We start from the raw sequence: 14,054 nt of genomic DNA, 5'->3' as shown, positions 1-14,054 counted from the left end.
AATCTACCCACCAAATGAAATATTTACACTTATTTTGTCATTTTTTTAGTTCTTTATTACTGTATATTCTCATACATGGAAAACATCGGGATTACTACAGCTGTGACGATGCTCCCTACCATTGCAGATAAGATAAGAATAAGAACTGGCTCAATCATTGCTTTTAATCTTTCAGCAGCATAATCGAGCTCTTGCTCGTAAAAATCGGCTGCACGATGTAGTAAATCGTCAAGAGATCCAGACTTTTCTCCTACCCGAATCATTTGTGTGATCATGGGCGGAAAAGCCCAGTGTGCTTCCATTGGTCCAGCAAGCGAGTCACCTTTTTCAATTGTATCGTAGCAGTCTTGTATTACTTGCTCCATTACTTTATTTTGCAAGATTCGACTTGAAATCTGTAAAGTATCTAAAATTGGGACTGAGCTTTCCAAAAGCGAACTCATTGTCCTTGTCATTCGGGCTAGTATGGCTTTTTGATAGAAGCTTCCTAGTACTGGAATCCTCAATTTTACTGTGTCCATAAATAGTTTCCCCTGCGGCTTGGATACAATAATTCTGTATAAGATAACAAAAAGCAGCAAGCACAAAAATCCTAAATACCAGTATTTTTGCATTCCTTCCGATAAGCTAAGAACAAATTGTGTATATGCTGGCAGTTCGGTATCCATACTTGCAAACATACCTGTGAATTGAGGAAAGACAACAACTAGAAGCGCGATGCAGATTCCCACTGCAACAAAAGCGACAAAGAATGGATAACTCATCGCTGTGATTACTTTCTGCCTCATGTCATATTGCTTCTCATAATAAACCGCCATCTTGTTGAGTACATCATCCAGTTCTCCACTCGCTTCTCCAGCACGTATCATATTGACAAAGAGCTCCGGAAAGATCTTAGGGTGCTTTGCAACAGCATCTGAGAAACGAACACCTTCAACGAGGTCAGATCGCACATACTTAAGGGTTTCTTTTAAGAACTTGTCTTTTGTTTGTTCCTGCAGCAAAGCAGTCGCTTCTACCAACGGCACCCCAGACTCGATCAACGTGGACAATTGACGCAGGAAAATGATAAACTCTTTCTTTTTCACTCGTTTACCGAATGACAATTCTTTATTCAAGGTACGGTTTAACTCGCGTAGCTCAAAAACAATCAATTGCTGCGCTTGGAGCTTTTCTATAGCTTCCGTTTTATTTTCGGCTTGCACTTTACCGCGCTTAGGTTTGCCGAACATGTCTCTGGCATTGTATTGATAGTAAAGCATCTACACACCTCGTTCTTCCAAGAATGGTGCCACTTGATCCATCGTAACGATTCCAGAGGCCATCATTTTACGAATGCTCATGTCCATCGTATGCATGCCTTGATCACGAGACGTTTGCATGATACTTGGTATTTGATGCATTTTACCGTTTCGGATCAAGTTTTTAATAGCAGATGTGTTTACGAGTAATTCCGTTAAGGCTTTCCGTCCTTTGCCATCTGCCCGACGTACAAGCCGCTGTGATAATACCGCTGTCAGCACGCTAGCCAGTTGGATGCGAATTTGCGGCTGCTGTTCAGCGGGAAATACATCAATGATCCGATCGATCGTTTGCGAAGCAGAACTTGTATGTAACGTTGCCAATACAAGATGACCTGTTTCAGCAGCAGTGATAGCAGTAGAAATTGTCTCCAAGTCTCGCAGTTCTCCAACCAGAATAACGTCTGGATCTTGGCGCAAACAAGCACGCAGTCCATTAGCGAAGTTATCAGTATCCAGCCCGACTTCTCGCTGGTCAATAATACATTGATTATGTTTGTGCAAGTATTCAATAGGGTCTTCAAGCGTAATAATATGCCGTTGCATACTCGTATTCATATGATGAATCATTGCGGCCAAAGTGGTGCTTTTTCCGCTTCCGGTTGGCCCTGTTACTAACAGCAAGCCTTGTGGTTTTCCAGACAGCATTTTCAACACATCTGGCAAATCCAGATCAGCAAGAGTCGGTACATTTGTCGGAACTACCCGCACTGCTAACGAAACACAACCTCGCTGATGATATGCATTTATACGGAATCGGGAAACGCCAGGTATGCTATAAGAAAGGTCCACTTCACCTACTTCTTTAAAACGATTCCATAACTTATCACTAAGAATGGCTTTTGCCATTTCTTCAGTATCCTGAGGTTTCAGGTTATCTCCCTGATGCCTCCTTAATACACCATGGACGCGGAATATTGGAGGTACTGCAACTGTTAAATGAATATCTGAAGCTTTCATTTCCATAGCTGTCATCAATAATTGATCAAATGTATCTTTCATCTTGCCTCTCCTTAACTATCAACCGTAATCCGTAGAACTTCTTCTACAGTTGTCATTCCTTGCACAGCTTTCCCTATCCCATCATCCATCAACATTTTCATACCGTTTTCGATTGCAGCTTGCTTAATTTCATCTACAGAACGCTGCTGAATAAGCAATTCTCGTATTTTATCATCTACAACGAGCAGTTCGTGAACTGCCATTCGCCCCTTATAGCCTGTCTGCTTACAACTATTACAGCCTTTGCCGCGATATAATGTATCTGTTTCCAGTCCATGTCTTTCCAGTAAATCAATTTCTATATTCGTTGGTGTATAAGCTTCCTTACAATCTCGGCAAATCCGTTTAACAAGTCTTTGAGCAATAACTCCCGATACCGAAGATACAACAAGATACGGTTCAATATTCATGTCCATTAAGCGCGGAATAGACGCTATCGCATTGTTCGTATGCAATGTACTAAAAACAAGATGACCAGTAAGCGAAGCACGAATCGCAATCTCCGCTGTCTCACTATCACGAATCTCCCCGACCATGATGATATTCGGATCTTGACGAAGAATCGAACGTAAGCCTGTTGCGAAGGTAAGTCCGATGCTTGGGTTCACTTGCATCTGGTTTACCCCCTGCAATTCAAATTCGACAGGATCCTCGACTGTAATAATATTAAACTGCTCTCTATTTAAATGATTTATAGAAGCGTATAGCCCTGAAGATTTACCAGATCCGGTTGGGCCAGTAAATAAAATCAATCCCGACGGCTGCTCAATCAGACGACAGTACTTCTCATAATTTTTATCACTAAAATCAAGTTCATCCAATCCTTTAATTACATTGCTTAAGTCAAGAATACGAATAACCACCTTTTCACCAAAAACAGTCGGTAGTACACTGATACGGAGATCAACGTGCGCGTTCTCCATTTTTAGCTTTATCCGTCCATCTTGTGGAAGACGGGTTTCAGTGATGTTCATATTAGCTAAAATTTTCACACGCGCAACAACAGCTGCCTGAATGGACTTGGGTAACGTTCTTTCACGACGAAGATCACCATCAATTCGATAGCGTACCTGTACTTCTGTTTCATATGGATCCATATGTATATCACTTGCCTTTAACTGCACACCAGAACTGATAAGCTGTTCCACAATCCGTATAGCAGGTGCTGTTTCAGCTGCGGCATCTGAACGGGATTCCCCCGATTCAGCCTCTTTGTATACATTTGTGATAGCTTCCAAGATATCTGCTTTTGCTGCAATGACAGGCTTAATTGAAAATCCGGTATACATTTCCATATCATCAATAGCGTAGTAGTCCATTGGATCGTGCATTGCAACAGTTAAAATATTATTCTCCCTGCTTAAAGGAATGACGATATGTTTTCTAGCAAACTGAATTGGCAGAAGCTTAACTAAGTCAAATTGGAAGGGATAGCGGAAAAGCGAAACATGTGGGATGCCAAGCTGAAATTCCAGTACTTCTATTAACTGCTGTTCTGTTATGTATCCTTTTTCAAGCAGTAAGTCCCCTAACTTCTGACCCGGCCTTTGTTCCTTGATTGCCTCGGCAATCTGTTCTTCTGTAACAAGACCTGCTCGTTTGAGCAATTCCCCCAGCTTCTTCTTTTTCGCCATGCTTCCACTTCCTATCTTAAGTTTTTACAAAAATCATTTATGTCTCTTGTCAATAGATTACTATTAATATAGTCTTAGATTAAATCTAAAAGCAATACCAAAGTAGCGTATTCAGGAAATATAATGGAACTTTGGAACTACTTGGAGATTGGAATATATTTTATATTGCTGCTCTCAATTTCATTTATCTTCATACTCACAGTGAGCTCTATTTGATTTTGATCTAGTTGGAGCACTGGGGTAAGTGTAACTTCATAGCCATCAATATTAATTGAACCTGGCACATTATTGACTAAGGTAGATAATTCTTCTTCCTTAACACCATCCGTCCCACCATTCTGTTTCATATATGTACTCACATAAATAGTTGCCATATTTAAGATATCTGTCTCTATTGCGGATTCTTCTTGCCTTTTCATTTGTTTGGTCGTGGTCAGCAATTGAGCAGACAATATAGTACCTAACAATACTAAGAGAACGATGATCCAGAGGACCATTACTAAAGCAGCGCCTTTTTCCTCATCTTTAATTTTGTGCATTGGTGCTCACCTCTAGTAGGAATTTTCTTGCTTCACCTTCTTGTTCTGGATTATCGTTTGCTAGTGTGATAAAGACTGCTTGTACAAGATTTTTTACGCCACTAGTTTCGTACTTACATAATTCAACTCTTGTATCATAGTTTGTGTCACCTATTGTCTTGTTTCCTAGATGGATACTGTTTGAACTAGAAGATTCACTACAGATTGGCAGCCGCGTGATTTTTTCTTGAAAGTCAGATAGATTCTCGTATTCAGATGCAACCACATGGGCAGCTTCATTGGTTTTCAGCATGTTTCCATTGATTTTGTTGTGTATGGCTGCCTGGGTGAAGATTGGAACGAATGCAATAATAACGATTGAAAGAATAGTTAAGCTTACAAGTATTTCAATCAAAGTAAAGCCTTTCTCTCTTTGTATGGATACTTTCAAAAGTCTCACCTCTACTATTAATCTTCAGGAGTGTTGTAGTATGTCAAACGAAAAAGGATTCACACTCATTGAGCTGCTTGGCGGATTGCTTTTATTTAGCATCGTAACAATAGCCGCAGTATCCTTAGTAGTTCAATCGATGCATAATAGTGCAAATGCAGAAGCAACGAATAGTTTGCGAAATGATGCTACATATGTAACACAGGTTTTGCGTACTGCATATGAAAATGGAACATTGGATGGTATGTGCTTAGAAGAAGAGCAAAATAATCGAAACGATAAAAACTACAAGCTTAAGTCAGCAGAAAATGAAATTAAGCTAGATTTAACAGATCAAAACGAACTTCTTAATCTTCAATTTTCTTATGTAGGATCGGATAGCAATAGGCCCGATTGCTTTAATTCTCAATCAGATAAGCAGACTTTGCAAGTAAATTTTACTATAAGCAGAGACGAAAGTGAGTCTTTTGGTTCAGATTCTTATACAGTAGACACCGCATTCTCGAAAATTCCAACTGAACAACTAACAATTAACCTTCAAGAACCTATTGAAGAACCAGATGGTGACTCTCAAATAGGGTACTGTAAAATAGTGGATACCGAGAAAGGATTCGATAAAGAAAAGAAAAACGATTCAGTAAGTATGTATGATGGTGATTTAAATTATTCTCAATCTCAATACGCTTCATGGAATCAAGGAACATACAATATAGTAAATGGTAATACTACATTTTCAAACAACAATATATCTATCTTTAAAGATTACTTCAAAGTCACCAAAGATTTGTCCGCTAAAGGGTCTATGGATCTACAGAACACAGCGGATGTCAACGTTGATCAGAGCACAATCGTAAATAAAGATTTAAAATTGCTATCATATGCCTCATTGGATACCTATGCACTCAAGGTAAATAATTTACTTAGGTTAGACGAAAATACCTTATTGTTGGTACATACAAATTTGGAAGTAGGTAGCGGTGGGTTTTATTCAAATACTACTATTTGTACAGGTGGTAACTCAACATATAATGGTTCAATGGATTTTCATAATTTTAGCATTTATAAATCTGGAGGCTCATTAAATGTATCTAATAATCTAAATTTGTTTAAACTTGCTAACTTATCTACTGTAAAAGATATGAATATTGGAGGAAATGTCAAACTTGAAAATAGTGCAAAAATAGAGGTGGGCGGCAGCACCACTATAAAAGGCGGTGTTGAGGTAAAAGGCAGTTCTTCCATCTACTCAAAAAAGAACATTGTAATCAATGGTAACCTTTTAGTCCAAGAAGGCTCAATACTTTATTCAGACGGTGATATTGACATAAAAGGTACTGTCTCTTCTGATAACGGAGCTGGCATCATTTGCTCAAAAGGCAAAATAACTATTAACAAGCTAAACAAGGCAAGTGGTATTAAAATCCTCCCAAACAACCAAAAATGCCAAAAATAAAAGACCTATCCCCAAGGGATAGGTCTTTCCTATATCCTTCTTACTCTACTACAAACTCAAAGTCAGCAGTGAACTTAACGTCTTTACCGATCAATACGCCGCCTGTTTCAAGTGCTGCGTTGTAAGTCAGGCCGTATGCTTCACGGTTGATTTTGCCTTCTACTTCGAAGCCGGCGATTGTGCTGCCGTCCATTGGGTTTTTGGAAGTGCCGTTGTATTCTACTTTGAATGTTTCTTCGTTAGTTACGTCTTTAATTGTGAAGTCTCCAGTGATTTCGAATTCATCATCGGATAATTTCTTCACGGATTTGCTTTTGAATGTCATGGCAGGATGGTTCGCTGCGTCGAAGAAGTCTCCGGATTGCAGGTGGCCGTCACGGTCTGCATTGCCTGTGTTGATTGTAGCTGCTTGAATTGTTGCTGTGATGGAAGCGCTATTCAAATCATTCAAGTCTCCGCTGAATTGTACGTCGAAGTCTTCGAATTTCCCCTTAGCTTTAGATACCATCATATGTTTTACCGTAAATGAAATACTGCTGTGTGCTTTATCTAATTTCAAAACTGCCATGTTTGTTCCTCCTCAGTGGTATTTCTTTATTAAGTTACTTTACGTAAGTAACTATATATTAATTACTTCGTTACGTCAAGCATTACTTTATAAAAAAAACATTCCTTTTACGAAGGAATGTTTTCAGTTTTTTGATTCAGTTCGTGGTATATGCTTACTCGATTCCGACCTTTCTGTTTGGCACCGACGTACATAGCACGATCGGCATGCCGGACCAATTCCAATTCATCTTCACTGTTCTCCGGATAAGATGCGACCCCGACACTGACTGTCATTTTTAATAAGACGTTCTGATCGAAATCTAATGTATTTTTTGTATGGAAAGGTTGTGCAGAAATGCTGCGCCATAATGTATCAGCCACTTTTGCAGCTCGAGCAGAACCGCAATTTGGTAGGATGACTGCAAATTCTTCTCCGCCGTACCGAGCTAGAACCACATCCTCATCCACTATCTTCCGGCTCAATCTTGCAGCCACCTCTCGCAACACATCGTTACCTGCTTCATGTCCATACGTGTCGTTCACTTGCTTGAAATGATCCAGATCCATCATAATCAACGACACAGGATTTTCAGGTGCACGCTCCTGAAATAGTCCCTTAAGTGCATCATCAAAGTAACGATAATTATATAAGCCTGTTAATGCACAATGCTCACTGATCTGCTTTGTCTGTTCGTAATGCTGCGCGTTGAGCAGACTTACTGCCATGAAATTGGCCAGTAACTCTATCAGCATGAATTGATATTTCTCATAAATGTTCCTTTGTTCAGATAAAAGGACGAGGATACCGACGACTTGGTTATCCCGTTCAATCGGCAAACACATAAGGCTTTCACTATGTGGAGCTGTCAGATTCCACTTCTTTTCCCATTGTTTTCGTTTTCCATAGCGGACCCCTGCACCTTTCTTCCAAACGAAACCGGACACACCTTCTCCTTTTTTCTTCCGATCACCCTGCTTGTAAATGGAACGCTCTTTCGGATCATACAGCCGAATCAATTTCAGTTCCTTGCCATCTGTCACATCATATAAATAAGCTAAATCCGCTGGCACGAGTGATACGATTCTTTCCATAAATAAATCCAATGTTTCTTTAACATTCAACTGGGCTGTCAATTCATGTCCAATCTCACTTACAAGACGAAGGTGCTCGTTCATGCTTCTGCTTCGATAATAAAGCTTCAATATATAAGATGTGCTGACAATTGAAAATCCAATAAACACGACAGCCACTGCACCAATTTCATGATAAAGTATATGCAGAAGCAGCGCTGCTGGCAGGATATAGATAGTCGTCATGAATTCCCAGAAAAAGCTGCGTTCAAAGAACTTATCTCTTTTGCCGTAAATATATCTTCTGGTCAGTGTAATAAGGATATGATTCATCATGAACAGTGTCATGGAGTATGCCAGGATACCAATTATATGCATTGGTGTATCCAACGCTTGTGCAGCAGTTACCGGAAAGTCGAATAACCTGTATACTCCCGCTGCCGAGACACTCATCAGGAAAAACATCACATAATTCAACGGAATGCGAAACAGGTCTTGTTTCGTCATGCGCACTTGCAGGAGCACGATCGTGACACTGATTGTCGTAATGATCATCTCTACAAACAAACCGAAATTTAAATAAATGACAAGCGTGATACCATTCAGGAAAAAGACAGGAATTTGGTTGACCATGATCGGAAATAGAGCCACAATGACAGCCAGTGCGGTAAATGCACCTAAATCAAGCCATTTAAAATTGTCCAAATTTGTCTGTTGATAGATAAGAAAAAGGGAAGCTGGCCAAATGATAGCCCAAGCTGCCCAGATAAATCGTTTCTTGCTGCTGTTCACCATCTAGCTTCTTCCTTCCTATCATCCGTACACATATAAAGATTCAGATAATTTAAACTACCACATTTTTCTATTTTGAACAATATACTTTCTGACTTGGTAGATTAAATGCAGGGAACCTGTTACAAAATAGACAGTGTCTGTTTTGTAGTCTTTATAGAGCTGCTTAACCCATTCCTGCCAATCGCCTGTAACTTCTACTGCCGTATATGCTTCTGACAAAGTCTCTATATCTGCTGCACGTGGATGATCGAAAGTTGTCAAAGTAATATCAGTTGTAATTTCTTGAAGCTGCTGAATCATTTGTGCAAATGGCTTGTCCTGAAAAGCGCTGAACAATACTTCAACTTTATTATTCGGGTAATTTTGTTTCACCGTTTCGATAAAAGCAGCCATCCCTTCTGCGTTATGCGCACCATCCAGGATGATTGTTGGAACATTTTCCACAAGTTCAAATCGGCCAGGAAGCTTAGCTTGATTTATAGCTTCTTTGACTTTATCAATGTTTAATCGGAATCCCATCTCCTGCAGCAAATGACATGCCTCTGCGGCAAGTGCCGCATTCACCCGTTGATGAGCTCCTTTCATTTGCGGATTAATGTGAAGTCGGTCAGAATCATCTGCTTCTATCCAATTAATCGGCACTGCTAACGCTCTCGCTTGCTTCTCAATAACTGCTCTCGCCTCATCTTGAGTCACCGCACTTATGACCGGGGCTCCAACTTTGATAATCCCAGCCTTTTCCTCGGCAATCTTTTCAATCGTATCTCCAAGGAAACGTTGATGGTCGAGTCCGATATTGGTAATAATGCTGAGTAAAGGCTGCTGCAGGACATTCGTCGCGTCACCGCGTCCGCCCATACCAGCTTCTATCACACTAATGTCCGCATGTTTTGCTAGATAGGAAAACGCGATACACACGTGAATTTCGAATTCACTCGGATGATTGTCCTGTCGATCCATCTCTTCTATAGTAGAAAGAAGTGCATTACATTCCATGACGAATGCTTCCTCGCTTATCCATTGGCCATTTACTTGAATGCTCTCGAGGAATCCTCCAGGGGTTGGGGAAATGAAGCTTCCCGCTTTATATCCGTTATATGTTAATGCGTTAACTAGAAATGTCGATGTTGAACCTTTGCCATTCGTTCCAGCTATATGTATACTTTTCATTCGACGTTCGGGATTGTCTGATGCTTGCAGCAGCTGCTGCACCCGATGCAGTCCCGGCTTGATGCCAAGATGTCTGCGGCTCGTTAAAAAAGCTTCTGCTTCTGCTAGGTTTGCAAACATAAAGCATCTCCTTCCATGTATAATTGACTATTATATCAAACTAGTTTGTGCTGCCACTATAGAAATAATTTCTTCATTTGTTGGGCATCACCTAAAGAAAGGAATTACAGTTATGGCTACACCAAAACTTGGCTGGGTCATTTATAACGGCCATCTTGGCGGTAAGAAATTTCTTGATTTCGCTGAATGGATACAGCGTGCTGCCAAAGCCCAAGGTATTGAAATGAAAATCATTAAAAATAACGCGTTGCTTGGTATGGTCGGAACAGACAACAGCCTGCTTAATGATGAACAACAACTGCCGGACTTTGTCGTTTTCAGCGACAAGGATATTCCGCTTGCCCAGCAGCTCGAAGCAATGGGAATTCCGCTTTATAATTCCAGCAAATCGATTGCCGTCTGCGATAATAAAATTCTTATGTACCAGGCACTAGCTGAAGCAGGGATAAGAATTCCAAAAACGATTATCGCACCGAAGATATTCCCTGGTACAATGCCGATACAACTGGATACTTTTAATCCCGCCATTGTGGAGCTCGGCTTTCCGATGGTCGTTAAGGAAGCTTTCGGTTCATTCGGAGAACAAGTATATCTGATCCACAATAAAGAGGCATTACACCAGAAGATTAGCGAAATAGGAACGAATCCATTCGTCTTGCAGGAATATATCCAAACAAGTCACGGCAGAGATATACGAATCAATATCGTCGGCGGCAAGATTGTCGCTTCTATGATCCGTACCTCTGATACAGATTTCAGAGCAAATGTGTCACGCGGAGGCAGCATGCAGCAGTATACGCCAACCGAAAAAGAGTCCGAGTTGGCCATTACAGCTGCTTATGCTGTCGGAACTGATTTTGCAGGAGTGGATTTGCTATTCGGTCCCGGTGAAGAACCGCTCGTATGTGAAGTGAATTCTAATGCGCATATTCGCTCAATCTACGACTGTACAGGGGTGGACGTAACCGAATCAATCATCTCCTACATTAAAGAGGTGCTTTCATGAGAGGCTGGCTGATCTACGATCGAAAAGACGCAAAACGCAATTCCGCTTTTATCGATTGGTTCCTTGAGGAAAGTGTCTCTCTTAACATAGACTTACAGTTAGTCTATACAGACAACTTGAATGTCACACTCCGAAATGGACAAGTATCTGTACATACTAAGCAAAAACAGGACATCCCGGACTTTAGCATTGTTCGGACAATTGATCCTCTTTTGACCGCACAGTTGGAGCAAGCGGGTATCACCTGCTTTAATAATGCTGAGATTGCTGCTCTTGCTAACGACAAAATCAAAACACATCTGGAAATAGCAAAACTGGATATTCCAATGGTTGATATGCATTTGCAGACAAATGCACCTCTACCTCAGCCGCCGCTAGCCTTTCCTTTTGTATGGAAAACGGCAAGTGGCCGTGGTGGAAAAGAAGTACACTTAGTTGAAACGGAAGCACAGTATCAGAATCTACAGCAGCAATATGCAGATCAGTCTGTCCTTATGCAGCAGTTAGCTCAGACACCTGGTAAAGATGTGCGTGTTTTTGTAATTGGCAAAGAGATCATTGCTGCTGTTCTTCGCAGCAGTGATCAGGATTTCAGAGCAAACTATACACTGGGCGGAAGCGCGTCTCTTTACACATTGAATACAGAGGAACAAAAGCTTGTCCAACGTATCGTCAATCATTACGACTTTGGCTTTGTTGGCATCGATTTTCTATTCGATGAGAATGGCAGCTTTCTTTTCAATGAAATGGAGGATGTTGTCGGAAGCCGAACACTTAGTAAGGTAAGCGATGTGAATATCGTCCGGCATTATCTGGAGTTTATAAAGGAACGTATGGAGGATACCGGATGTACGCGATAGTTGGCTATTTTGATGAGGTAACCGAAAGTATGATAGTGAAATTGTGGGAAGATTTGCGAGATAGAGCTATCACAGATTACCCTTTTCGGCGCATGGGGCACCGCCCACATCTCACCTTCTCATCCTTCCCAGAACTTAATTCTGATTTGTTGCAAAAACTTGAGCCATTCGCGGATCTCTCAGAAGCCCTGCCCTTACGATTCCGGTTATTTGGCAGCTTTATAAAAAGCGATTCGTTTCTGCTGCTTCCAGATCCGAGCAGTTTGTTATCAGAATTCCAGCGGGAAGTTTATGCCCTGCAAGCTGCATCTTCTCTTTATTCGCCGGAAAATTGGATTCCGCATGTGACTATTGCCAACCATCTGAACCTAGATCAACAGTCAGCTGTTCAGCATTTAGCCAAGAAACGGCTGGAACCTTTTTCAGGTACCTTGTCTAAAATCGCACTTATACAAATTACTGAACATGCTGTGATAGAATTACAGCTATATTCATTATAGGCGGCAACTTGCAACGTAAAGCATACCGCCACACACTAAATTATTTCAATGTTTTGAAAATATATGATATCTCTGATTTAATGACCATAATAGCTAACAGTCTGTAGGAGGTAATAGATTTGATAGTAGAGTTGGAGAAAGTTTCACTCAAAAGAGGCGGTAACTGGATATTGCAGGATCTTGATTGGAAAATAGAAAAGGGGCAAAATTGGGTATTATTCGGGCTGAATGGCTCTGGTAAGACATCTCTGTTGAGTTTACTGAATGCCTACACCTTCCCCACGACCGGAAACATGTGTGTTTTGGGTATGGAGTTTGGAAAGACCTATCTTGCCGAAAAACTGAGAATACAAATTGGCTTTGTGTCCTCTTCTCTTCAACAAAAGTTCGACTTGGGTGATAATGCATTTGAAGTTGTACTTAGCGGTGCTTTTGCATCCATCGGGCTCTATGAAACACCTACAGATAAAATGAGAACAAGAGCTGCACAGCTGCTGCATGATCTGGGCTGTTTCGCTTATGCAAATAGACGATACGAAACACTTTCACTCGGGGAAAAACAGCGTGTTTTAATCGCACGAGCTCTAATGGCAGATCCTCCCCTGCTTATTTTAGATGAACCTGCTAACGGATTGGATTTTTTAGCGCGTGAATCATTATTGGAATCCATTGAAAGAATCAGTAAAAAACCTGACGCACCTACTATCATCTATGTAACCCATCATATTGAAGAGATATTACCTACTTTTGACCAAACACTTCTGCTTAAGGATGGAAAAGTCTTTGCTTCCGGAAGTACAACTGACATGATCTCAAGCGAGCGGCTCTCAGAGTTCTTGGGGATTCCAGTCAACGTAATGTGGAATCAGAATCGCCCACTCCTTTCGAGAGTATTTGCGACAAATAAGTAAAGCTGCCTTTTTTAATATAAAAATAACCCCTTATCTAAAACTGGGAACACTGCGTTATTGCATGAAGTACTATAAAAGAATATTATTTTCGACTAAAAGCTGCTGATTAGCGGCTTTTTTTATAGGAGTATTTATACTTTAAAGATATATGTACTATATCGATGTCAGTTACCCAGATTTCCTCCCATAACCTGCAACGGTTCACATAGCAACACTAACAAAAGCCTCAAGAATTTGTTGAGATATGATAACCGCTTATACAAATTGAATGCATTGTGAATAGGTTGGACTATAGAGTTTCTTATAAGGAGGTCTTATAATGCCACAGAGATTTTTCCGCTTCTGTATTTTCCCTGGATATAACTGGTGCGGTCCTGGTTGCAGCGGCCCCGGTGCTCCAGTAAACAAGGTAGATGCTGCATGTAAACAGCATGATATGTGCTATCGAAAACATGGCAATCGATGTGAATGCGACCAGATGTTTTTGAATCGGCTGCGTCCTCTAACCAATTCCCGCACACAAGAAGGACGACATGCAAAAACTGTCTATAACTATATGAAGCTTCAAACAGCAATAACATGTAGCAGATATAGAAAGTAACATCATTCCTTTTTTTGAAGAGCAGTTTGAAGCATATTTTTAAAAAAGAATGCTAACATATAGCATTCTTTTTCATTGGTACCAGAAGTATAGCGGGTATCTACTAAGATTA

Annotated in this window: 14 protein-coding genes; 6 read left to right on the top strand and 8 right to left on the bottom strand. The window is 40.6% G+C overall.

Annotated features, from left to right (window positions below; all coding sequences use genetic code 11):
- Nucleotides 1-56 precede the first annotated feature (56 nt).
- The 5 genes from AE2B122_RS01240 to AE2B122_RS01220 form a co-directional block, all read right to left on the bottom strand.
- Entirely contained in the window at nt 57-1,262 is a 1,206-nt protein-coding gene (locus AE2B122_RS01240) for a type II secretion system F family protein (protein WP_175072898.1), read from the bottom strand.
- Nucleotides 1,263-2,303 (bottom strand): type IV pilus twitching motility protein PilT, encoded by a 1,041-nt coding sequence (locus AE2B122_RS01235; RefSeq protein ID WP_175072897.1) that lies wholly within the window; start codon nt 2,301-2,303, stop codon nt 1,263-1,265.
- 11 nt (nt 2,304-2,314) lie between these two features.
- Nucleotides 2,315-3,937, bottom strand: a complete 1,623-nt coding sequence (locus AE2B122_RS01230; protein WP_175072896.1) for a GspE/PulE family protein — start codon at nt 3,935-3,937, stop codon at nt 2,315-2,317.
- A 137-nt stretch (nt 3,938-4,074) separates the two neighbouring features.
- Complete coding sequence (locus tag AE2B122_RS01225; protein ID WP_175072895.1) at nt 4,075-4,476, bottom strand: hypothetical protein; 402 nt, start codon at nt 4,474-4,476, stop codon at nt 4,075-4,077.
- Nucleotides 4,463-4,906 (bottom strand): type II secretion system protein, encoded by a 444-nt coding sequence (locus tag AE2B122_RS01220; protein WP_175072894.1) that lies wholly within the window; start codon nt 4,904-4,906, stop codon nt 4,463-4,465. Before AE2B122_RS01220 ends, AE2B122_RS01225 begins: the two co-directional genes overlap by 14 nt.
- Nucleotides 4,907-4,946: 40 nt before the next feature.
- On the opposite strand from AE2B122_RS01220, the gene AE2B122_RS01215 reads away from it, so the two are divergent.
- Nucleotides 4,947-6,359 (top strand): prepilin-type N-terminal cleavage/methylation domain-containing protein, encoded by a 1,413-nt coding sequence (locus AE2B122_RS01215; RefSeq protein WP_175072893.1) that lies wholly within the window; start codon nt 4,947-4,949, stop codon nt 6,357-6,359.
- A gap of 40 nt (nt 6,360-6,399) precedes the next feature.
- Here AE2B122_RS01215 and AE2B122_RS01210 read toward each other — a convergent pair whose 3' ends face one another.
- From AE2B122_RS01210 to AE2B122_RS01200, 3 genes are all read right to left on the bottom strand, one after another.
- Complete coding sequence (locus AE2B122_RS01210; RefSeq protein ID WP_175072892.1) at nt 6,400-6,927, bottom strand: YceI family protein; 528 nt, start codon at nt 6,925-6,927, stop codon at nt 6,400-6,402.
- 107 nt (nt 6,928-7,034) lie between these two features.
- Nucleotides 7,035-8,774, bottom strand: a complete 1,740-nt coding sequence (locus AE2B122_RS01205) for a sensor domain-containing diguanylate cyclase (RefSeq protein ID WP_175072891.1) — start codon at nt 8,772-8,774, stop codon at nt 7,035-7,037.
- Nucleotides 8,775-8,828: 54 nt separating this feature from the next.
- Nucleotides 8,829-10,064 carry a folylpolyglutamate synthase/dihydrofolate synthase family protein gene (locus tag AE2B122_RS01200; protein ID WP_175072890.1) on the bottom strand — a complete coding sequence of 412 codons (1,236 nt, stop codon included), beginning with the start codon at nt 10,062-10,064 and terminating at the stop codon, nt 8,829-8,831.
- Between the two features lie 112 nt (nt 10,065-10,176).
- Here AE2B122_RS01200 and AE2B122_RS01195 point away from each other — a divergent pair, with 112 nt between their 5' ends.
- The 5 genes from AE2B122_RS01195 to AE2B122_RS01175 all read left to right on the top strand — a co-directional run bounded on the left by AE2B122_RS01195 (nt 10,177) and on the right by AE2B122_RS01175 (nt 13,942).
- Nucleotides 10,177-11,070 (top strand): RimK family alpha-L-glutamate ligase, encoded by an 894-nt coding sequence (locus AE2B122_RS01195; RefSeq protein ID WP_095218233.1) that lies wholly within the window; start codon nt 10,177-10,179, stop codon nt 11,068-11,070.
- On the top strand, nt 11,067-11,930 hold the full coding sequence (locus AE2B122_RS01190) for a RimK family alpha-L-glutamate ligase (protein ID WP_175072889.1): 864 nt from the start codon (nt 11,067-11,069) through the stop codon (nt 11,928-11,930). The genes AE2B122_RS01195 and AE2B122_RS01190 overlap by 4 nt, the downstream gene beginning before the upstream one ends.
- Nucleotides 11,918-12,430: a 2'-5' RNA ligase family protein gene (locus tag AE2B122_RS01185; protein ID WP_175072888.1), complete on the top strand. Its 513-nt coding sequence runs from the start codon at nt 11,918-11,920 to the stop codon at nt 12,428-12,430. The genes AE2B122_RS01190 and AE2B122_RS01185 overlap by 13 nt, the downstream gene beginning before the upstream one ends.
- 119 nt (nt 12,431-12,549) lie before the next feature.
- Complete coding sequence (locus AE2B122_RS01180; RefSeq protein ID WP_175072887.1) at nt 12,550-13,341, top strand: ABC transporter ATP-binding protein; 792 nt, start codon at nt 12,550-12,552, stop codon at nt 13,339-13,341.
- Nucleotides 13,342-13,660: 319 nt separating this feature from the next.
- The gene (locus tag AE2B122_RS01175) at nt 13,661-13,942 is read left to right on the top strand and encodes a phospholipase (RefSeq protein WP_175072886.1); all 282 of its coding nucleotides are present in this window, start codon (nt 13,661-13,663) and stop codon (nt 13,940-13,942) included.
- Nucleotides 13,943-14,054 lie beyond the last annotated feature (112 nt).

This window comes from Terribacillus sp. AE2B 122, from assembly GCF_902497585.1.
GTDB classification, from domain to species: Bacteria; Bacillota; Bacilli; order Bacillales; family Amphibacillaceae; genus Terribacillus; species Terribacillus saccharophilus_A.
The sequence above is the reverse complement of the archived record's forward strand: the minus strand, read 5'-3'. Positions and strand labels throughout refer to the sequence as shown.

Excerpts from the sequence above, each read along its gene's own strand:
- AE2B122_RS01240 (WP_175072898.1), bottom strand. The coding sequence starts at position 1,262 with ATGCTTTACTATCAATACAATGCCAGAGACATGTTCGGCAAACCTAAG.
- AE2B122_RS01235 (WP_175072897.1), bottom strand. The coding sequence starts at position 2,303 with ATGAAAGATACATTTGATCAATTATTGATGACAGCTATGGAAATGAAA.
- AE2B122_RS01230 (WP_175072896.1), bottom strand. The coding sequence starts at position 3,937 with ATGGCGAAAAAGAAGAAGCTGGGGGAATTGCTCAAACGAGCAGGTCTT.
- AE2B122_RS01225 (WP_175072895.1), bottom strand. The coding sequence starts at position 4,476 with ATGCACAAAATTAAAGATGAGGAAAAAGGCGCTGCTTTAGTAATGGTC.
- AE2B122_RS01215 (WP_175072893.1), top strand. The coding sequence starts at position 4,947 with ATGTCAAACGAAAAAGGATTCACACTCATTGAGCTGCTTGGCGGATTG.
- AE2B122_RS01210 (WP_175072892.1), bottom strand. The coding sequence starts at position 6,927 with ATGGCAGTTTTGAAATTAGATAAAGCACACAGCAGTATTTCATTTACG.
- AE2B122_RS01205 (WP_175072891.1), bottom strand. The coding sequence starts at position 8,774 with ATGGTGAACAGCAGCAAGAAACGATTTATCTGGGCAGCTTGGGCTATC.
- AE2B122_RS01200 (WP_175072890.1), bottom strand. The coding sequence starts at position 10,064 with ATGTTTGCAAACCTAGCAGAAGCAGAAGCTTTTTTAACGAGCCGCAGA.
- AE2B122_RS01195 (WP_095218233.1), top strand. The coding sequence starts at position 10,177 with ATGGCTACACCAAAACTTGGCTGGGTCATTTATAACGGCCATCTTGGC.
- AE2B122_RS01190 (WP_175072889.1), top strand. The coding sequence starts at position 11,067 with ATGAGAGGCTGGCTGATCTACGATCGAAAAGACGCAAAACGCAATTCC.
- AE2B122_RS01185 (WP_175072888.1), top strand. The coding sequence starts at position 11,918 with ATGTACGCGATAGTTGGCTATTTTGATGAGGTAACCGAAAGTATGATA.
- AE2B122_RS01175 (WP_175072886.1), top strand. The coding sequence starts at position 13,661 with ATGCCACAGAGATTTTTCCGCTTCTGTATTTTCCCTGGATATAACTGG.